Genomic DNA, 19,917 nt, shown 5'->3' on the forward strand with positions numbered 1-19,917 from the left:
TTTGGCAATTACGGCGTGGTTTCCGGCGTTCAAAGAGCGATAAGAACGGTGTGAACTTGTATTGCCGATGCACCTTTATTTTCCTGGCCCTGGCAGCCGCGCTGACTGCGGCAGATCAGGCCGCGCCGCTGGACTTCAACCTCTACATGGAAGGGAAGTATGTGTATGAGCGCAACTGCATCGTGTGCCATGGGCAGAGGGGGGATGGGAACGGGGAGCTGAGCCCAACGCTGAAACCGAAACCGAGGTCGTTTCGGGAGGGGATGTTTAAATTTCGGTCCACACCGTATGGCATGCTGCCGACGGATGAGGATCTGCGCCGGACCATCACGCATGGGCTGAGCGGGACGGCGATGGGGGCGTTTACCTATCTGCCTGCCGAGGACCTGGATGCGGTGATCGTTTACCTGAAATCGTTTTCGCGCCGGTGGAAGAAGGCGGAGAACCATGCGCCTGCGATGAAGTTTCCGGCGCAGCCGGAGTGGTTCAAGGCTGGGGATGTGATCAAGACGCATGAGGAGGCGGGGAAGAAGCTCTTTGCGGCGAACTGCATGGCCTGCCATGGCGAGAAGGCGGATGGCAAGGGGCCTGCGGCCATCGCTTTGAAGGACATCTGGGGCATCCAAGCGGCTCCGGCCGACCTGCGGCAGCCGCATTTAAGATGCGGTGATACCCCGGCAGATCTGTTTCGTGTGCTGGCCACGGGATTGAACGGGACGCCGATGGTGAGCTTTGAGGCGACACTGACTGAAGCGCAGCGCTGGGACATCATTGCTTACATTTTGAGCGTGCGGCTGCCATCGGTGCCAGTACTGTGAGAGGGGCATTTATGGACAGACTGCGTGATGTCTTATGAATGATTGTTTGCCTCGGCTGATGGTTAACTTTAGCCTTGAGGCAGCATGAGCCAAACCTCCCGTACTCCTGAGAACATTGAAACGTCCTTTGCCCCTTTTCGTCAGAAAATGGAGGCTGAAGGGCTGAGTGAGTCTGCCATTCGTGCGTTTCGCGGCAGCTATGCGGCGCTGCTGGCGGGGGAGACGGGGATGATTCCTGAGGACACGATTTCACCGGCGCGGGATCTGCCCTGTGCGGATGCGCTGACGGCTCCGGCGGCGGAGCGTGCGGCGGCATTGCTCAAGCAGACGGTGATCATCAAGCTGAACGGGGGGCTCGGCACGGGCATGGGGCTGGAGAAGGCGAAGTCGCTGCTGCCGGTGCGCGGGGAGGACACGTTTCTCGATTTGATCGCGCGGCAGATTTTGCTGCTGCGCTCCCAGACGGGAGGCGAGGTGCCGATGTTCATGCTGATGAACAGCTTTAGCACGTCGGCAGATACGGCCGGGCATCTGGCGAAACGCTTCCCACAACTGGGCGGGACCGAAACGTGGGAGCTGATGCAGAACAAGGTGCCGAAGGTGCTGGCGAGCTCGCTGGAGCCTGCGACTGCACCGGGCAGTCCGGATCAGGAATGGTGCCCGCCGGGGCATGGGGACATCTATGCATGCCTTGCCGGATCGGGCTGGCTGGAGCGCCTGCTCAGCAATGGTGTGAGGTATGCTTTTGTGTCGAACTCGGACAACCTGGGGGCGACGCTGGACCCGGCGATCCTCGCTTGGTTTGTAGAGAGCGGCATGCCGTTTGCGATGGAAGTGACGCGCCGTACGGAATCGGACAAGAAGGGCGGACATCTGGCGGTGCGCTTGAGCGACGGGCGCTTCCTGCTGCGGGAGTCGGCGCAGTGTCCAAAGGCCGACGAGGGGCACTTTCAAAACATTGACCAGCATCGTTATTTCAACACGAACAACCTGTGGATTGATCTTCAGGCGCTGAAGTCTGCGCTGCAGGCGAATGACGGGCTGATCCCGCTGCCGCCAATCATGAACAAGAAGACGGTGGACCCGCGCGATGCGACTTCGTCTGCGGTGGTGCAGTTGGAGACGGCGATGGGAGCGGCCATCGAGTGCTTTGCGGGAGCGGGTGCGATTGAAGTTTCACGGGTGCGGTTTGCACCGGTGAAGACGACGAGTGATCTGCTGGCGGTGCGCTCGGATGCGTATGAGCTCACGGAGGACTTCTGCCTGAGGCTGCACCCCAGCCGCAATGGCCAGCCGCCGCACCTGCATCTGGATCAAAAGCTGTGCAAGCTGGTGGACGGACTGGAGCATAACTTTCCGCATACGCCGAGCCTGCTGCACTGCCGCAGCCTGCTGGTGCACGGGCCGGTGGAATGCGGCGCGGGTGTTGTCTTCAAGGGGGATGCGGTGATTCACAATCACACGCATGCCGCAGTGAAGCTGAAGGCGGGGGTGCATGAAGGACCGATCAGCATCGGGTGAATTGCGGGCCAGAAACTCATGATCTCTGACGTTTCGTGCTTCTCATGAAACTCTTTGTTGTATTGCTGTCTGCACTGTGTGGCTGCCTGCGGGCCGCTGATGTCGCGTCACTTCAAAAGCTGGGGGCAAAGGTCACAGAGACGGCGGGTGTCGTCACGCAGGTGCAGGTGAAGTGTGATGCCTTCACCGAGGCGGATTTCCGCACGCTGGGGAGTTTTACGACGATCAAAAATCTCACGATCAGCGGGAAGACTATCACGGATGACATGCTGGCGCTGCTGACGGGACTGGTGGAACTGGAGCAGCTCAGCACGGATGGCATTTTGCTGACTGACGCGGGTTACAAGCACTTTGCGGCGTTTCAGAAGCTCAAGTCACTCGCGTTTTTCCATCCGGCTTTTCGTTCGAAGGATTTCACGGGCAGCGGGCTCGTGAGTCTCAAGGCATTGCCGAAGCTGGAGAGGCTGACGTTTGCGGGATCGACGGCGGGTGATGTGGCGATGGAGGCCATTGGCCAGCTTACGCAGATCAAGGAGTTCCGTACCTGGCACACGGCGCAGACGCAGGCAGGGAATGCGAATCTGGTGAAGCTGACGAATCTGACTGCGCTGCGCATGGGGCAGCGGCTGCCGGAGTGGGGCAAGGATTCGCCGGTGAGTTTTGATGAATCGACGATGGCAATGATTGCGCAGATTAAGACGCTGGAGTCGCTGGAACTCACCGAGGCGCGATTGAGTGCGAAGATTATTCCGCAGCTTCAGGCGCTGCCGAAGCTGGCGAAACTGAAGATCGAGACCGTGGACATCTCGGCCGCCGATGTGGAGGCGATCAAGGCTGCGCTGCCGAAGTGCAAAGTCGACTGGAAGCCGATGAGTGATGCTGAGAAGGAAGCGACGCTGGTGAAGAAGCTGAGGCTTTGATGGAGAGGCTCCCAGCCCACTTCACTGTTTCCGCCACTCGTTGTCTGATTGCTCCAACTGGGTGTTATCGCGGACTTCAATGTCCTTTGACTGATCATGGATGAGGCAGTGGGTGACGCGGTGGGATTTCCCCTCGAAGAAGAACCCTGCGCCGAGGTTGTGATGGACTTCGCAGTGGGTGTAGGTCGTGGTGCAGTCATTCACATCGGCGACGCCACCGGCGGAGGAACCGTTCCAGGCGATCTCAGAATTCACGACGTCCATCTGCACGGTTTCATGGGCGCTGATGCCTTCGTCGCCATTGGAAAAGGCTTTCACGTTTTCCAAGCGGATGCCGAGGCGGTTGCCGTGGATGTTGAAGCCATCGTTGGCGGCATGCAGCGCGGTGATGTTTTTCACCGTGAGGTAGGAGCAGGCGATGTTCACACAGCTCGCGAGTCCGGCGGGTGGCAGGTAGATTTTGGCTGAGCCGGGCGTCTTGCCGGCAGGCCAGCGGAAATAGAGGGAGCCATCGGATTTAAATCCTATCTGGCCGGGCTGCAGCGCTTCGGGCGCCATGAAGATGACCTTGCCTTTTTCTCCGCTTTTTTGCTCGGCGGCGCGGTCACGAGTGATGCTCATGGGCACTTCCTCGATGAAGAGCGCGGCGCGCTGGACATCATCCACTGCGGGATGTTTGTCGAAGGGGCCGCGTGAGGTCCACACATCACCCTGCTTTTCCCAATCGTGTGAGGTTACATCGATTCCGAGATCAATGATCATGCCCTTGCCATCAAAGACAGCGGGCTTTTCGGGAGTGCCGCCATCTTTGAGTGTGAGTGGCGTGCGGCGGATTTCCTGGGCGTGCGTTGTGAAGGCGAGCAGCAGAAAGAGGGCAAGTCGGTGCATGGGTCTTTGCTCTTTAAGCCTTCCACAGGTCTTCACCATAGCTCCAGCCTTCGCGGACGGGCTCCTTGATCCAGGCATCGAATTCAGGCGCACCTTTGACCTTCATGTTTGCAGCGTCCCATTCGATGGTTTTGCCAGAGCGGATGGCCATGACGCCAGTGTTCACAAGCTCGGTCAGCGGGCAGGCGTAGTCGAAGTGGGAACCTGCATGCGGGATGGTGCCGCGAATGGCGGCGAAGAGCTCGCCGATGGGTTCGCCAGCGACGGAACGAGGGAGCGGCTTGCGGCGCAGGATGTCGATGATGGGCGTCATGCGCTCACGGGGCCAGAGCTGCGGGCTTTGCACTCGCATGCCTTCAGAGAAGAGCGTTTCCTTGCTGCCTTTCATGATCATGCCGTTGTCCGGCAGGCCTTTCGCCATGCCTGGCAGGGCTTCAGGAAGAAGGCCGCCTTCATACCAATGAATCTGGACGGGTGGGAGTGAACCGCGCGCGGCGAAGTGGAAGATGATGTGTGACTTCGGCGCCGTGTAGCCTTTGAATTCGCCGGCCTGCTGCTCGACGACTTCGACTTTTTCGGGCATGCCGAGCTGCAGTGTCCAGAAGGGTGCATCGAGGCAATGGCAGCCGATATCGCCGAGGCCGCCGCAGCCGTAGTTCCACCAGCCGCGCCAGAATTGAGGCAGGTATTGGGAGTTGTATTCAGCCTCGGCCACCGGTCCTTGCCATAGCTTCCAGTCCACCTCTTTCGGCACGGGTTCGCCAGCGGGGATCTGCGTTGGGAACTTCGGCAAAAAGCCGACCTTGCTCACAGGGCGCTCGGTCCAGCAGTGGACTTCGCGCACCTCACCAAGCACGCCTGCTTCGAACCATTCCTTCACCAGGCGGATGCCTTCCCAGCAGTGGCCTTGATTCCCCATGACGGTCTGCACGCCGTATTTTTTCGCGGCCTTTTGCAGGGTGCGCACCTGCCAGATGTTGTGCGCCAGCGGCTTCTGCACAAAGACGTGCTTCCTCGCCTCCATGGCGGCCATCGCGGCGGCGAAATGGGTGTGGTCCGGAGTGGAGATGAGGACGGCATCGATCTCGCCGCCTTTTTTGTCCAGCATCTCGCGGAAGTCCGTGAACTTGGGGACGTTTGGATACTTCTTGGCTTGTTCAAAGGCGCTGCGGCCGCCGAGATCGCGCCAGTCCACATCGCAAAAGGCCACGATCTCTTCGTCGCGTGAGGCCTGAACGGCACCGCCACCCATCTGGCCGACGCCGACGCAGGCGACACGGATTTTCTGCTTCGAGTCAGCGGCACGCAGAATGTTGGGACCGGCGAGTGCGCTGAGGGCGGCGGTTTTGAGGAATTGGCGGCGGGGAGAAGTAGGCATCTTTTCTTAACGGTAAAACTCCACTCAGATTGCATGGAACTGCAACGGTCATTGTTCACCGGTGAGGCTTCTATCGCCTTCTTCCGCCTTAGCGTTTGACCGGCGAACGATTGCGCGTCAACAGTCGGGCTCCCGGGCATTTTTTTGAAGCGCCTTTACCCCTAAAACTCGCATACTCATGGAAACAACTCTCGTCTCTGTCGGCTCCAACGTTCCCGATTTCGAAATGGAAACCTACGAGCCTTCTCTTGGTGACTTTGGCAAGGTCTCGCTCGCTGACATCAAGAAAGCTGGCAAATGGACTGTCCTGGTGTTCTACCCGGCTGACTTCACCTTCGTCTGCCCCACCGAACTGGCGGATCTCGCGGATCAGCAGGACAAGCTGGCTGAGCTCGGCGCCCGTGTTGTTGCTGTCTCCACGGACACGAAGTTTGCCCACATGGTCTGGCGCAATACCGAAGGCCTGATGAAGAACGTGAAGTACACGCTGGCCGCTGACACCACCGGCGCCGTGAGCCGTCTCTTCGGCGTGTATGACAGCGGCACCGGTCTGGCGCTGCGCGGCACTTTCATCATCAATCCTGAGGGCAAGCTGGTGACCTCCGAGGTGAACTTCTACAACGTGGGCCGTGATGCAGGCGAACTCGTCCGCAAGATGGAAGCGAATGTGCACCTGATGGCGAACCCGAGCGAAGCCTGCCCCGCCAAGTGGACTCCGGGTTCCAAGACGCTGACGCCCGGCAAGGACCTTGTGGGCAATGTGGCTGCGGCGATGGCTTCTTAATCGATCGATCTGACTCTTCACTCAGTCTTGCGGATGCTTGTCCGCAAGGCTGTTTTATTTCCAAGGCTTCTTTGCACATCAAGTATGGCAGAAGTGCGCGCCGAGATGCGTTGAGTGAGGCATGAAATTCGCCGCGCTGCTTTCCGCCTTTTTGTTTTCCATCGTTTCCGTCCGTGCTGACATCACGATTGGGAAGTTTGACATGGCATCCATCCGCGACACAAAGACGCTGGAAACGAAAGTCATTGAAGACTGGCATGCGAATCCCAAAGACGCCGCGATTCGCCAGAAGATTGTCGAGATCACGGTGTGCGAATGGTGGCCCGGGATGAAGGTGCGGCTGCCAGTGACTTTCCTCGCGCCAGCGACGGGTGTTTGTACCAATGTGCTGATCGAGAACACGGGGTTGCAATTGAAGCCTGCGGCTGCATCTGGTGCGAAGCTGCGCCTGCTGAAAGAGCAGGGCGTCGGCCTGGTTTTCATCGGCATGGTTCCGATCGATGCGATGGAGCCTGTGGGAAAGCTTCACCTGATGATGGAGGAGCATTTCATCCAGACGAAGGACACGCGCTACACACCCGCGTGGATCTGGGGCATCAGCGACATGCGCGCTCTCACGGCTGCGATTGCGGAAAAGGAGGTGTTTCATCCGAAGAAGGTGCTGGCAACGGGGGGCTCCAAGCGTGGGGTGGCCACCGCAGCGGCGGGCATTGCGGATGATCGTGTCACCGCCATCATGCCTGTGGTGGCACCGGTAATTGAAAGCCCCGGTGGTCCCTATGTGGAAGGAATGCTGTCTCCGGAGATCACGAAGATGAACGAGGAATTCATCGCGAAGATGGCCGACCCTGTGGGACGTGAAAAATTGCTGGTGCGGCAGAAGGCGCGTTCGGACGAACGCATCACGGTGAAAATGGCGCGTGATGCTGGGTGGAGTGATGCCGAGATGAAAACGGCATGCAATGCCGCGTGGGAGGCCTGCCGCACGACGAACTACCTCGATGTACTGAAACAGCGTGGCACCGAAATTTTCTACAACCAGGGCTCCAATGACAATGTAAGTCCCGGTCTTGTCGAGATGGGCCGCCTCTTCCCGCAAGTGCCTGTGTACATTGTTCCTGGCGGACAGCATGGCGGAGCTAAAGAGGCGGGTTTTGTGAAGTCCGTCGGTGGTCTGCCGGAAGTGGATGAAAATCTCCGTGCCTTTGCGCTTCATCACTTCTTTGGGACACGTCACATGGTGGCGCCGCCGCAGGTTACCACGAAGTGGGACAAGGCCTCGAAGCGTCTTGCGGTGAAGGTTGTTTTTCCCGATCATAGTGAGCCGCAGGAAAACACCGTCTGGTGGTCTGTGAACCGCCACCCCGATTACTCCATCGCCATGGAGTTCGACGCGTGGTCTTCAGCGCCGCTGGAAAAGACCGGTGCAGATACTTACAGCGGGGAAGTCTCCATCGAAGGTGACGTGAAGACACTGGATGTCATCACCGTGCACAGGCAGGAGGAAAACGGTTCCACGCTGATGGTGTCGAGTCCTGAATTCCGGCTTGAGTAAGATGCGTCAGCGCATGCGGCCCTGCGCGGGTTTGGGACCTGAGACGCCGCCGAGCTGATTGCGGAATTCGTACGCATCGCTGCGGTAAAGTGTCTCTTCATACCAGAGGGGGGCACCGCCTTCGAGAAAGCCGGTGGCGACGACCAGAAGGCATGCGGTGTTGGGCGGGATGTCGAGCGCCGAGGCCTGGGCGGCTGAGGCGTTTACGGCGCGGATGGATTCGTCTGCACCGGAGATGGTCAGGCGGCACTTGGTCGTCCAGAAGCCGTAGAGCGAGCCTTTGGCATCGGCTTTGGTCATGCCGTTGCAAAAGCGTGCCATGACGTGCCTGCGCTCATAGATGACGGGTTGCTCGTCTGCGAGGCGAAGACGCTCAAGATAGAGCAGTGGTTCATCGGGAGAAGCGTGCAGGGCTTGAGCCACGGCTGCGGGCGCATCGGCGGCTGAGATTTTTTGCAGGGCGATGAGCTGGGTGCCGGGCTTCTTCCCTGCGGCTTTGGCTTTTTCCGTGAAGCTCACGAGATGCTGCAAATCGTAGTCCAGCACGCTTCCGCGTACGAAGGTTCCCGCACCCTGGCGGAACTCCAGCAGGCCGGTCGAAACGAGACTGCTGAGCGCCTTGTTGGCCGTGGGGCGGCTGGTATCGAAGCGTTCGGCGATTTCGCGCTCGGTTAGAAACTTGGCCCCCGGCACGAACTGGCGGCTGCGGAGGAGTTTCCGCAGTTTTTCGATCAGTTGTTCGTGAAAGGATGCTGGCCGGGCCACAACAAAGACATTGGGCAAAAATCGGGCTTTGACAAGTGGCTAAGCCAATTTAGAAATTGGCTTAGCCAATCGAACCCTATGAAATACAGCTATTCCGACCTTGCCAAGATGATCGACCACAGCCTGCTGCATCCCACGATGACGGACGCGGACATGGAAGCCGGATGCAAGCTGGCGGCGCAGTATCAGGTGGCGTCGGTGTGCATCAAGCCCTATGCCGTGAAGCAGGCGGTCGAATGGCTGCGCGGTTCTGGAGTGCTGGTGGGTTGTGTGATTGGTTTCCCCCATGGGAACAGCGCCACAGAGTCGAAGCGCTATGAGACGGAGCTGGCCTGCAAAGACGGAGCGAACGAGATCGACATGGTGGTCAATCTTGGCAAGGCGCTCGGCGGTGACTGGGGCTACGTCGAGGCCGATGTGAAAGCGGTCTGCGATGAAGCGCACAAGCATGGAGCGAAGGTGAAGGTCATTTTTGAAAACGATTATCTGACCAATGGCGGCACGGGTCTGAGCAGCGACGACTTCAAGCGCAAGCTCTGCGAGATCTGCGAACGTGCTGGAGCGGACTGGGTGAAGACGAGCACGGGCTACGGCTTCGTGAAGCAGGCCGACGGCAGCTACAATTATAAAGGGGCCACGGAGCATGATCTGGCGCTCATGCGCGCCAGTTGCAGTCCGAAGGTGCAGGTAAAGGCGGCGGGTGGGGTGCGTGATCTGGACGGCCTGATCAAAGTGCGCGATCTTGGCGGGTCACGCTGCGGAGCTACGGCGACGGCGGCCATGATGGATGAGTACCGCAAACGGGAAACGGCAGGCACGTTGGACAGTGCGGGCGGCAAGATTGGGGCAGGCGGGTATTGACCTGGCTTGCTTTTCTCTTGGCTGATCCTGCTTGGGGCGTGTCTTGTGGTCAGAAATCGCCTTCTCATGGCGTTCTCAACCCAACGCAATGACACGCCACGCCCTCCTTTTCTGCCTTGCCCTGCCAGCCGCTGGATTCGCCGTCGATTTCAATCGTGATGTGCGTCCAGTGCTGGCGCAGCATTGTTTCAAATGCCACGGCATGGATGACCAGGGACGCAAAGGCAAGTTGCGGCTGGATTTGCGGGATTCGGCCATTGGCAAAGGCAAGTCGGGTGAGCTGGCCGTCGTGCCGGGGAAGCCGGACTCGAGTGAAGTGATCAAGCGCGTCTTCTCGACGGATGAGGATGAAGTCATGCCGCCGCCGCACACGAAGACGGTGTTGCCGGAGAGCGCCAAGAACATCCTGAGGCAGTGGATCACGGAGGGAGCGCCGTATGAGGCGCATTGGGCGTATGTGCCGCCGAAGCAGGCAGCGCTGCCTCTGGCCGGCGTGCATCCGATTGATTCCTTCATTCAAGATCGGCTGAAGAAGGAGGGGTTGAAGCCTTCACCGGAGGCGGACAGCTACACGCTCGTGCGCCGCGTTTATCTGGATCTCACCGGCCTGCCGCCGACACCTGCGGAGGCGGACGCGTTTGTGAATGACAAGACGCCTGATGCTTATGACAAGCTGGTGGACCACCTGCTGGCCTCCAAGCAGTATGGCGAGCGCTGGGCACGGCGCTGGCTGGACCTTGCGCGATATGCAGACACGAACGGCTTTGAGAAAGACCGCCCGCGCCAGATCTGGCCGTATCGCGACTGGGTGGTGAAGGCGCTGAACGCTGACATGCCTTTTGATCAGTTCAGCATCAAACAACTTGCCGGTGACATGCTGCCGAACGCGACGCCGGACGACCTCATTGCCACGGGGTTTCACCGCAATACGATGCTGAATGAGGAGGGTGGCATTGATCCGAACGAGTACCGTTTTTATGCGATGGTGGACCGCGTAAGCGTCACCGGCACGGCATGGATGGGCCTGACGATGAACTGCTGCCAGTGCCACACGCACAAGTACGATCCGATCCTGCACACGGACTTTTACCGCACGCTGGCGCTGCTGAACAATGCCAGCGAGCCAACCTATTTTATTCCGACGCCGGAAGTGGAAGCCCAGAAAAAAGCGCAGGCTGCGAAGATCGCCAAACTTGAGGCTGATCTGCCTGCGAAGTTTCCCGGGGGGAAGGCGGCCATGGAAAGCCGTTTCGCAGGGTGGATTGAGGGTGAGTCACACCGGGCATCCAAGTGGGAAGTCATTCGCCCGACGAAGATGGCCACGACGATGCCGCATCTGGAGCAGCAGGCGGATGGCTTCATCCTCGGCAGCGGTGATATCTCGAAGAGCGATGTCTATGATCTGAGCTTCAAGGCGCCGATCAAGGGAGTGCGGGCGCTGCGCATTGAGGTGACTTCACATTCCAGCCTCCCGAATGACGGGCCCGGACTCACCAACTACGAAGGGCCGCTCGGTGGTTTCTTCATGAGTGAATTTCAGGCTTCGCAAAACGGTCAGCGCGTCAAGATTGCGCGGGCTGAGGACACCAACGAGGACGAAGACGACCGCATCAATGATGCCGCCGCCAGCAATCCCAAAGCCAAGGCGAAAGCCGCCGCGAAAAAGAAAAATAACGCCGGAGCCACGCTGGATGGCGAGATGTCCAGCGGCTGGCAGGTGTTGGGCGGGTATGGCGTGCAGCATGCGGCGGTGTTTCATTTTGAGCAGCCGGTGGATCTCACCAACGGCTTGGATTTGAAGATGCTGTTTGAAAAGCATTTTGCCTGTCCGCTTGGCCACTTCCGCATTTCCGTCACGACCAGTGATCATGCTGAAGCAACAGGGCTGCCGGCGGAAGTCGAGGACGCACTGGCCACCGGAGACAAATCAAAACATGATATTCTGCTGCGGAGCTTTCTAGAAACAGCCGATGAAATGAAGCAGGCTGCTGCGCCTTTGCTCGCCGCTCGGAAGAATCCGCCACGCGGCCAGGCCACGCTGGTGATGGAGGAACGTCCTGCGAACAATCCGCGCAGCACGCATCGCTATCATCGTGGTGAGTACCTGCAGCCGAAGGAGGAGGTGACGCCGGGCGTGCCTGCTTTCCTGCCTGCGCTGCCCAAGAATGCGCCCGCGAACCGGCTCACTTTTGCGAAGTGGCTGTTTGCCGCCGAGAATCCGCTCACGGCGCGTGTGACGGTGAACCGCCAGTGGCAGGCATTTTTCGGCCGTGGCATCGTGAAGTCGCTGGAAGACTTCGGCTACCAGAGTGATCCGCCTTCGCACTCCGAACTGATCGACTGGCTTGCGGTGGAGCTTGTGAAGCAGGGTTGGTCGATGAAGAAACTGCACCGGCTCATTGTGACGAGTGCGACCTACAAGCAGAGCAGCCGCATCACGCCTGAGCATGCGCAGAAAGATCCAGAGAATATTTTGCTCGCACGCGGTGCGCGCTTCAGATTGGACGCTGAAGTGATTCGTGATTCCGCGCTGAAGGCCGCGGGGGTGCTGTCGCCGAAGATGGGTGGCCCCGGGGTGTATCCACCGCAGCCTGCCAGCGTCACCTCTGAAGGCACCTACGGCAAAGTGGAGTGGAAGACAAGCGAGGGGGAGGACCACTACCGCCGCAGCCTCTACACTTTCACCAAGCGCACCGCACCGTTCGCAATGGCCACCACCTTTGATGCTCCCACCGGTGAATCTTGTCTGGCCAAACGCGAAGTTTCGAACAGCCCGCTACAGGCCCTCACGCTGCTCAACGACCAGATGTTTGTGGAGGCAGCGCAGGCGATGGCGAAGCAGGTCATGGCGGAATCGCAGAGCGATGAGGAGCGTCTGCAAAACATCTTCCGCCGAGTCGCCACACGGCCTGCTGCGCCGGATGAACTGGCGCTGCTCAAAGCCTTCCTGCAAAAGCAGCGCGAACGGAAAATCGAAGGCGAGGCCCTGTGGGCCGATGTGAGTCGCGCCGCACTGAATCTTGACGAAGCCATCACGCATCCATGAACACTTCCAACATCACCCGCCGTCACTTCTTCCAAGACTGTGCTGTCGGCACCGGCAAAATCGCGCTGGCATCGCTGCTGGCGGAATCGGCTTATGGCGCGGCGCAGAGTCCGAATGTCACCGCACCAACTCATTTCCCGCCGAAGGCCAAGGCGGTGATTCACATGTTCATGGCGGGTGCGCCGTCGCAGTTGGAGCTGTTCGACAACAAACCCATGCTGACGAAGTACGAAGGCAAGCCGCTGCCGCCTTCGATCATTGGCGGGCAGCGCTATGCCTTCATCAGGCCGGACGCGGCGGTGCTGGGGCCACGCTACAAGTTTGCGAAGCACGGTCAGTGCGGTGCGGAGCTTTCTGAAATGCTGCCACACCTGGCTTCGGTGGTGGACGACATCGCCATCGTGAAGTCCTGCCGCACCACGCAGTTCAACCATGCGCCGGCGCAGATTTATATGAACACGGGCTTCTCCCAGCCGGGGCGGCCCAGCATGGGCTCTTGGATCACGTATGGCCTGGGGGCCGAGACGCGGGATCTGCCGTCGTTTGTGGTGATGAGCACCGGCAGCGGCATCAGCGGTGGTGCGGCGTGCTGGAGCAGCGGCTTTCTGCCCAGCGTGTATTCCGGCACGCGCTTCCGCAACACGGGCGATCCCATCTTGAACGTGAGCACGCCGCAGGGAATCGAGGCCGGCACGCAACGCGACACGATTGAACTCATCAACGCGATGAACCAGCGCCGACTCAAGCTGGATGGCGACAGCGAAACGGGGACGCGCATCGCCAATTACGAGATGGCCTACCGCCTGCAAAGTTCCGCGCCGGAGCTGATGGACCTCACCAAGGAGGACGAGGCAACGCTGAAAATGTACGGCTGCGATCCGAAGGTGCCATCTTTTGCCCGCGCCTGCCTGCTGGCACGGCGGATGGTCGAGCGCGGTGTGCGCTTCATCAACATCTACAACGAAGGCTGGGATGCGCACAGCGATGTGGCGGGGAATGTGAAGAAGAACTGCGGCATTACGGACCAGGCCAGCGCCGCCTTGATCAAGGATCTCAAACAGCGTGGACTGCTCGACAGCACGCTGGTGGTCTGGGGTGGTGAGTTTGGACGCACGCCAATGGTGGAGGCAAGTGTTTCGTTGGGACGCAGCCTGGGGCGTGATCATCATCCGCAGGCATTCACCATGTGGATGGCCGGTGGGGGGATCAAAGGCGGCGTCACCCTTGGCGCGACGGATGAGATGGGCTTCAACATCATCGAGGACGAAACCCACGTGGCCGACTTGCAGGCGACGATTCTTCACTGCCTGGGCATTGACCATGAACGCCTCACCTTCAGCAAAGCCGGCCTCGACTTCAAGCTGACGGGCGTGGAGCCGTGCCATGTGATCAAGCAGATTTTGGCATGATCCCAGCCACCATCGTTCAAGGCCATCGTGTGGCCTCAGGGTTGAATGGCAATCCGCGTTTTCCAGGCGGCACGCTGCGCATGCAACTGCCGTTCTTTGCGGAGCTTGGGCTGGATCTGAGCTCGTTTTATCCCGGCACGCTGAATGTGAGCATCGCGCCGCTGAGTTATCGTGTGGTGCAGCCCCGGCATACGTTTCGTGCGCTGAAGTGGCATCCCGAAGATCCGGCCGAGGATTTTTCGTTCTTTGATGTCACGGCGCATCGCGATGGGGCTGAGCCCGTTGAAGGATGGATCTACTTCCCGCATCCCGACACGAAGCCCGTGCATTTTCAAAAGCCGGACGTACTTGAACTGCTGTTGCCGTGGACGGAAGGGCTGAGCTATGGGGCGAAAATCAGGCTGGAAGTCCCGGCTGAGCAGATGATGATCGAAGCATGAAGAAGTTCATTTGCTGCCTTGTTTTACTTTCCTCTGCGGCACTGGCGGACACGCAGACGGACATTGAATATGCCAAGGTGGGGGAGACTTCGCTGAAGCTGGATCTGCATCGTCCGCAGGGGGAGAATCCGCCGCTGATCGTTTATGTGCATGGTGGTGGGTGGCGGGCGGGTTCCAAAGAGGACGTGCCGATCGCCGACTTGTACGACAAGGGTTTTGCCATCGCGAGCGTGGATTACCGGCTGTCCACGCAGGCGCTGTTTCCAGCGCAGGTGCATGACATCAAGGCGGCGATTCGTTTTCTGCGGGCCAAAGCGGGGTTGTATCATATCAACGCCAGCAAGGTTGCCATCATCGGCTCCTCGGCGGGCGGGCATCTGGCAGCTCTGGTGGGAGTGAGCAATGGGAACCCAGAGCTCGAAGGCAAAGTCGGTGAGCATCTGGATCAAAGCAGCGATGTGCAGGTCATCGTGAGTTTTTTCGGCGCGTCGAATCTGGAGACCATTCTTTCCCAGAGCACTCCGAAGGGCCGTGATTTCCGCATTCCTGCGCTGAAACTGCTGCTGGGGGATACGCCTGACAAAAAGCCCGAACTGGCAAAGCTGGCGAGTTCGGTGACGCATCTGGACAAGAATGATCCGCCGCTGCTGCTGATTCATGGTGATGCGGATCCGCAGATGCCGCCGCAGCAGTCGCAGGAACTGGCCAAAGCCTATGAGTCCTTGGGGCTGCCGGTGACTTTGATCCTGCTGCCGGGCAGCCTGCATGGTGGCGCAGAGTTTTATGATGAGGAACGCACGGCCATCGTTGCCAAGTTTCTCGACAAGGTGCTGCGTTGAGTCAGAGTGACGGTTCATGCCGAAACCACTCATTGCCATCACCATGGGCGACCCTGCGGGGGTTGGTCCCGAAATTTGTCTGCAACTGCTCGCGAACACGGAGGTGTGTGAGCTGGCTACGCCGGTGGTTTTTGGGGATGCACGGCTGTTAGCTCGCTGTGCGCGGCAGACCGGACTCCCAGCACCGAAGCGTATCATTAGCGAGATCGGATGGGCGGAGAAGTGCGGGAGCATCGACGAGCCGGCTGTGCTGGATCTTTTTGGTTTTGATGCGGAGGATTTCACTCCGGGCACGGTGAGTGCCAAGACGGGTGCGGCGGGTTACCGCTACGTGGAGAAGAGCATCGAGGCCGCTCTGGCAAAACAAGTCGCTGCGGTGACCACGGCACCGCTCAACAAAGAGGCGCTGCATGCCGCTGGCATCAAGTATCCGGGGCACACGGAGATGTTCGCGGAGAAGATGCAGGCAGAGCGCTCCTGCATGACCTTTTTCTGCGAGGAAATGATCTGCAGTCTGGTGACGGTGCACATTGGTTACCAGGACGTGGTGCCTGCGCTGACGACCCAGCGCATTCTGGATGTCATTGAGCTTACCGCCGAGGCAGTGCAGCGTGTGCGTGGAAAGAAGCCGCGTATCGCGGTTTGCGGGCTAAATCCTCACGCGGGCGAGCATGGCCTGTTTGGCCGTGGTGAAGAGGAATTGATCATCGTGCCTGCCATTGAAGCGGCCCGCGCGAAAGGCCACACGATCGAAGGACCGCTGCCACCAGACACCGCATTCATTGCGCCGAAGCGCCGGGCGGTGGATGCCTACATCTGCCTGTATCACGATCAGGCGCTCATCCCCCTGAAGGCTCTGGCGTTTGACACGGCAGTGAATACCACGCTGGGGCTACCGGTGCCGCGCACCAGCGTGGATCACGGCACCGCGTGCGACATTGCATGGCAGGGCAAAGCCAACTGGCGCAGCCTGGTGGAGGCTGTGCTGCTGGCGGCCAAGATGGCCAAGTAGACCTGTTCCTGCTGATCAGGGGCCTTGTTGCAGTGCAACAAGGCTACTTTCGGTCGGCCACCCAGCGGGGCACGCAGCCTTGGTGGGCCTGAGTGACAGTTGCTGCAAAGTCCGCGAGATAGCCGAAGGGATGGCTGACTGGGAAAGCTACGCGGGGACGAGCATCCAGGTCGGCATTGACGTGAATGGTGCCTGCGAGCAGGTCGAATTCGATTTCATCGCCATCTTCCACGACGGAAATTGGGCCGCCCACGGCGGCTTCCGGACTGCAATGCACGCCCACGGCCCCACCGGAGACGCCGGAGACACGGGTGTCAGAAAGCAGGGCGACTTTGCCATAGAGCTCCGGCACGGCGAGCGCGGCGCTGGCCACGTGCATTTCCGGCATGCCGAGGGCCACGGGGCCACAGCCACGAATGACAACGATGTGGCCGGGCTGGATGCGTCCGGCGGCTGCGGCATCGGAGACGCCTTTGGAATCCGTGAAGCAGATGGCTTTGCCACGGAAGCGGGGCTCGTCCAGCGAGGAAACTTTGAAGACGATGCCGTCCGGGGCGAGGTTGCCAAAGCAGATTTGGATGTCGGCGAATTCTTTGAACGGCGCGTCGATGGGCGCGATGAGTTCGTTAGGGAAGGGAACTTCGGCGGCATTGGCTAGATTTTCCGCCAGCGTCTGACCGGTGACGGTGATGCAGGAGCCATCCAGCAGCCCAGTTTTCATGAGGTGCTTGAGCAGCATGGTGGTGCCGCCAAGGCGATGGAGATCCACCATGGTGCCCCGGCCGCGTGGTGCGAAATTGCACAGGACGGGCGTGCGGCGGCCGATGGCCTGCACGTCACGCAGGGTGAAATCAACGCCTGCTTCGCGTGCGACAGCAAGAATGTGCAGCACTCCATTGGTGGAGCCGCCGATGGCGCAGATGGCCGTCATGGCGTTGGTGATGGAGGCCTTGGTGATGATGTCGCGCGGGCGCAAATTCAATTCCAGCAGGCGGCGCACGGCTTTGCCGACGCGCAGGCATTCCTCACGTTTGCCGGCCTCGATGGCAGGCATGGAGGAGGTATCCGGCAGGCTGAGGCCCATGGCCTCGAGGGCGATACCCCAGGTGTTGAAGGAGGCGGCGATACCGCAGCCACCTGCGCCAGGGCAGGCGGTACGGATGATCTGCTCGGACTCCTCGTAGCTCATCGTACCCTGCTTTTCCTTCGCAGCGGCATCATAGACATCGAGGATGGAGGTGGAGTGACCTTTGTGGCAGCCGGGCATGATGCTGCCGCCATTGACGATGAGGCCGGGGTAGTTGGTACGTGCCAGAGCCATGGCAAAGGCCGGGCCGTTTTTGTCGCAGTGATGCAGGCCGATCAGCGCATCGTAGCAGTGCGAGGTGCAGATCATCTCGGCGCCGTTGGCCATGAGATTGCGTGAGCAGAGGGAGGCTGCACCACCCACATTTCCCTGCGTGATGTTGTCACTTACCGGCGAGACGCCGAAGGGGAAGCCGATGAGGCCTGCTTCTTTGCAGCCCTGGGCGATGAGCTGGGCCAGCTCGTGCGCGTGGACGTTGCAGATGTTGCCATCGAGCAGCGGTGTGCCGATGCCGATCTGGGCCTTGTCGAAATCTGCAGGCTTAAAACCCAGGCCCCAGAAGAAGGCGTTGACGCCGCGCTGCCAGCCATGGGTGAGGTTGTTCGAGTTCCAGTTGAGCGGATGTTCAGTCATGCAGCACGGATGCTAGGCAGGAAGACGTTCCGCGCCAAAAAAAAAGCTCCCGGTCAGTGAACGAACTGACCGGGAGCCCCAACCTAATATCAGACAAGTGTGTTCAGGGCTTCGAGCCCCGACGAATTAGAACGCGAAGCTCAGCTTGGTGCCCCAGTACAATTCGTTCTGGGTGGTGTTGAGCTGCGTGCGAAGCTTTTCGCCATGGTTCAATGCCACGTAGCTCGTCCAGGTCACCGACTTGGTCAGCTTGACTGGGACGGCGAGGGTGTAGAGAACGTGGGTGAAGCCAGAAGTCGGACCAGAGTTCATGCTCTGACCTTTGTTGCCAGTAAAGGTGCTGCCAGGAACCGAACCTGAACCATTGCCGGTGTAGTAGTCGATGCCGAAACCGGTGTTGACGGAAGGCACAATGCTCAGCCAATCAGTGACTGCGAAGGTGTAGTCCGCACCGAGGGAGATGTAGGAACCATTGATTCGGAGGTCATAGTAGTAGCCTGCATAGATGTTGAAGCCCTTGATTGGCACTGCAACCGTCCAGCCCAGTTCACCCGCACCTTTGAGTGCGAATTCTGGGTCGGCACCTGCAATAGGGACGCCACCAAAGCTGCCACCGTAGTTATCTGGATAGAAGTAGTACTGATACTGCATTCCGAACTTCGCCCATCCTGCGTCGAAGCTCAGATTGGTGATCGCATCGACTTCCGAATAGGCGAAGCCACTTTTGGAACCCAGAAAAGGAGTGCCAGCGGTGTTGATGTAGGCGCCACCGATGCCCCAGGTCAGCTTGTCAGTGATCGGCACGCTGATGTTCAGCGCCGTCCACATGATGTTATCAGCGAACCAAAGACCGCGGAAGTAGTAGCGGCTGTCGTAGCCGGCGTCGAAGGTGGCTCCGATCGATTCGAACAGAGCTCCTGATTTTTCTTCCACAGGGACGGGGTTTTTAACGGGGGCGGATGTGCCGGCAGATGCGTTCAGCGCTGCACAGGCAGCAAGAACGGTCACCGACTTGGCAATGAATGATGTCATGCTTTTGGGCTTCATGTGTTGGTCGAGTTTAGTTATTGTTGGTGTTGAGGCGCTGACCGGCCGGGAAGGCAAGCAGCGGTAACATGAGAGAGCAGGTGCCGTGCCATGTTATCGCGGTGATCACTTTTTGTTTATTTTCATGAATAAACCATCGTCGCTATAACGACTCTTAGGGAAGTATCAGCTAAAGGCCTATTCATGGGAGCCGAGTGCGTCGGCTGAAAACCAAATATTCTGCATGCTTGGCACCGTGAGGCCTGCTTGAAAAAGGTGCGCAGAGAGGTCGTGAAGACGGAGCGGGACAATAGCAATCCAAAATTTTCTACTGATATGTGCAAGCGGTACGGTTGGATTCTTGTTGGATCTCCAAAAAAAATCGTGCCTTGCTGGGCTGTAAGAAGAGCAGTGAAGCGAGGCCCCTTCGCTCGCTGAAGTTGCGCGTCATGAACATCAGGACATTGCGTGCTCAAAGAGGCGGCGGCATGAAGGTCTGAGCTGTCGGAGCCCCTAGAGGCTGACCATCTACCCATGGTGCCATTGTTTGGAGCAATTTTTTTCCTGCCTGAAATGAGCCTGAGGAGACGCCAGATGGCGTGAGGCTGGAAGTTGCATGCGGCTATCATGCCCTCAGGTGAAAGGGGGCTGTGCTCAAGGCAGGAATGGACTTGAAGGATTCTTAACTCCGCCAGGCCCGGATTTGCATATGAGGCTGCTCAGTAGAATTCACTCAACACAAAAAAACCTCCCGGCTTGCGCCGGGAGGTTAACCTAGAAGGGTTGAATCGTTCAGAGAACGATCTGAATTAGAAGCGGACGCTGAGGGTCACGCCGTAATACACAATGCTGTGGAACGGGGTGGCAGGACCACCGACTGGGGTGCCAGGGTAGTTCGTGGTCGAGTGTGCCAGATTCTTCATCGGACCCATTGG

General features: G+C 59.2%; 16 protein-coding genes. 11 read left to right on the plus strand and 5 right to left on the minus strand.

The genetic code is table 11. From position 1 onward, the window contains the following. Nucleotides 1–56 precede the first annotated feature (56 nt). From WAW39_RS09995 to WAW39_RS10005, 3 genes are all read left to right on the plus strand, one after another. A complete protein-coding gene (locus WAW39_RS09995) occupies nucleotides 57–818 on the plus strand; it encodes a c-type cytochrome (RefSeq protein ID WP_422318302.1) in 762 nt (253 codons plus the stop codon). Between the two features lie 84 nt (nucleotides 819–902). Continuing rightward, nucleotides 903–2,339 (plus strand): UTP--glucose-1-phosphate uridylyltransferase, encoded by a 1,437-nt coding sequence (locus WAW39_RS10000; protein WP_422318304.1) that lies wholly within the window; start codon nucleotides 903–905, stop codon nucleotides 2,337–2,339. 44 nt (nucleotides 2,340–2,383) lie between these two features. Next, nucleotides 2,384–3,259: a hypothetical protein gene (locus WAW39_RS10005; RefSeq protein WP_422318306.1), complete on the plus strand. Its 876-nt coding sequence runs from the start codon at nucleotides 2,384–2,386 to the stop codon at nucleotides 3,257–3,259. Nucleotides 3,260–3,280: 21 nt separating this feature from the next. On the opposite strand, the gene WAW39_RS10010 is transcribed toward WAW39_RS10005, so the two are convergent. Both WAW39_RS10010 and WAW39_RS10015 read right to left on the minus strand, forming a co-directional pair. Continuing rightward, nucleotides 3,281–4,147 carry a right-handed parallel beta-helix repeat-containing protein gene (locus WAW39_RS10010; RefSeq protein WP_422318308.1) on the minus strand — a complete coding sequence of 289 codons (867 nt, stop codon included), beginning with the start codon at nucleotides 4,145–4,147 and terminating at the stop codon, nucleotides 3,281–3,283. Between the two features lie 13 nt (nucleotides 4,148–4,160). Further along, nucleotides 4,161–5,525, minus strand: coding sequence for a Gfo/Idh/MocA family oxidoreductase (locus WAW39_RS10015; RefSeq protein ID WP_422318310.1), 1,365 nt, complete (start codon nucleotides 5,523–5,525; stop codon nucleotides 4,161–4,163). 178 nt (nucleotides 5,526–5,703) lie between these two features. Here WAW39_RS10015 and WAW39_RS10020 point away from each other — a divergent pair, with 178 nt between their 5' ends. Both WAW39_RS10020 and WAW39_RS10025 read left to right on the plus strand, forming a co-directional pair. Continuing rightward, nucleotides 5,704–6,309: a peroxiredoxin gene (locus tag WAW39_RS10020; RefSeq protein ID WP_422318312.1), complete on the plus strand. Its 606-nt coding sequence runs from the start codon at nucleotides 5,704–5,706 to the stop codon at nucleotides 6,307–6,309. Between the two features lie 121 nt (nucleotides 6,310–6,430). Beyond that, nucleotides 6,431–7,864 carry a PhoPQ-activated protein PqaA family protein gene (locus WAW39_RS10025; protein WP_422318314.1) on the plus strand — a complete coding sequence of 478 codons (1,434 nt, stop codon included), beginning with the start codon at nucleotides 6,431–6,433 and terminating at the stop codon, nucleotides 7,862–7,864. A 6-nt stretch (nucleotides 7,865–7,870) separates the two neighbouring features. Here the strand turns inward: WAW39_RS10025 and WAW39_RS10030 are convergent, their stop codons facing one another. Beyond that, the gene (locus WAW39_RS10030) at nucleotides 7,871–8,629 is read right to left on the minus strand and encodes a GntR family transcriptional regulator (protein ID WP_422318316.1); all 759 of its coding nucleotides are present in this window, start codon (nucleotides 8,627–8,629) and stop codon (nucleotides 7,871–7,873) included. 78 nt (nucleotides 8,630–8,707) lie between these two features. On the opposite strand from WAW39_RS10030, the gene deoC reads away from it, so the two are divergent. The 6 genes from deoC to pdxA all read left to right on the plus strand — a co-directional run bounded on the left by deoC (nucleotide 8,708) and on the right by pdxA (nucleotide 16,236). Further along, nucleotides 8,708–9,490, plus strand: coding sequence for a deoxyribose-phosphate aldolase (deoC, locus tag WAW39_RS10035; protein WP_422318318.1), 783 nt, complete (start codon nucleotides 8,708–8,710; stop codon nucleotides 9,488–9,490). A gap of 88 nt (nucleotides 9,491–9,578) precedes the next feature. Then, nucleotides 9,579–12,536 (plus strand): PSD1 and planctomycete cytochrome C domain-containing protein, encoded by a 2,958-nt coding sequence (locus tag WAW39_RS10040; protein ID WP_422318320.1) that lies wholly within the window; start codon nucleotides 9,579–9,581, stop codon nucleotides 12,534–12,536. Continuing rightward, a complete protein-coding gene (locus WAW39_RS10045; RefSeq protein WP_422318322.1) occupies nucleotides 12,533–13,945 on the plus strand; it encodes a DUF1501 domain-containing protein in 1,413 nt (470 codons plus the stop codon). Before WAW39_RS10040 ends, WAW39_RS10045 begins: the two co-directional genes overlap by 4 nt. After that, entirely contained in the window at nucleotides 13,942–14,385 is a 444-nt protein-coding gene (locus tag WAW39_RS10050) for a hypothetical protein (protein WP_422318324.1), read from the plus strand. The genes WAW39_RS10045 and WAW39_RS10050 overlap by 4 nt, the downstream gene beginning before the upstream one ends. After that, nucleotides 14,382–15,224 (plus strand): alpha/beta fold hydrolase, encoded by an 843-nt coding sequence (locus tag WAW39_RS10055; RefSeq protein WP_422318326.1) that lies wholly within the window; start codon nucleotides 14,382–14,384, stop codon nucleotides 15,222–15,224. The genes WAW39_RS10050 and WAW39_RS10055 overlap by 4 nt, the downstream gene beginning before the upstream one ends. 16 nt (nucleotides 15,225–15,240) lie before the next feature. Beyond that, nucleotides 15,241–16,236: a 4-hydroxythreonine-4-phosphate dehydrogenase PdxA gene (gene pdxA, locus WAW39_RS10060; RefSeq protein WP_422318328.1), complete on the plus strand. Its 996-nt coding sequence runs from the start codon at nucleotides 15,241–15,243 to the stop codon at nucleotides 16,234–16,236. Nucleotides 16,237–16,279: 43 nt separating this feature from the next. On the opposite strand, the gene WAW39_RS10065 is transcribed toward pdxA, so the two are convergent. Together WAW39_RS10065 and WAW39_RS10070 are read right to left on the minus strand one after the other, a co-directional pair. After that, the gene (locus WAW39_RS10065) at nucleotides 16,280–17,956 is read right to left on the minus strand and encodes a dihydroxy-acid dehydratase (RefSeq protein WP_422318330.1); all 1,677 of its coding nucleotides are present in this window, start codon (nucleotides 17,954–17,956) and stop codon (nucleotides 16,280–16,282) included. 126 nt (nucleotides 17,957–18,082) lie between these two features. Continuing rightward, nucleotides 18,083–19,003, minus strand: coding sequence for a hypothetical protein (locus tag WAW39_RS10070; protein ID WP_422318332.1), 921 nt, complete (start codon nucleotides 19,001–19,003; stop codon nucleotides 18,083–18,085). Nucleotides 19,004–19,917: the final 914 nt, after the last annotated feature.

Origin of the sequence: Prosthecobacter sp., from assembly GCF_049294395.1 — a bacterium.
Lineage (GTDB): Bacteria > Verrucomicrobiota > Verrucomicrobiia > Verrucomicrobiales > Verrucomicrobiaceae > Prosthecobacter.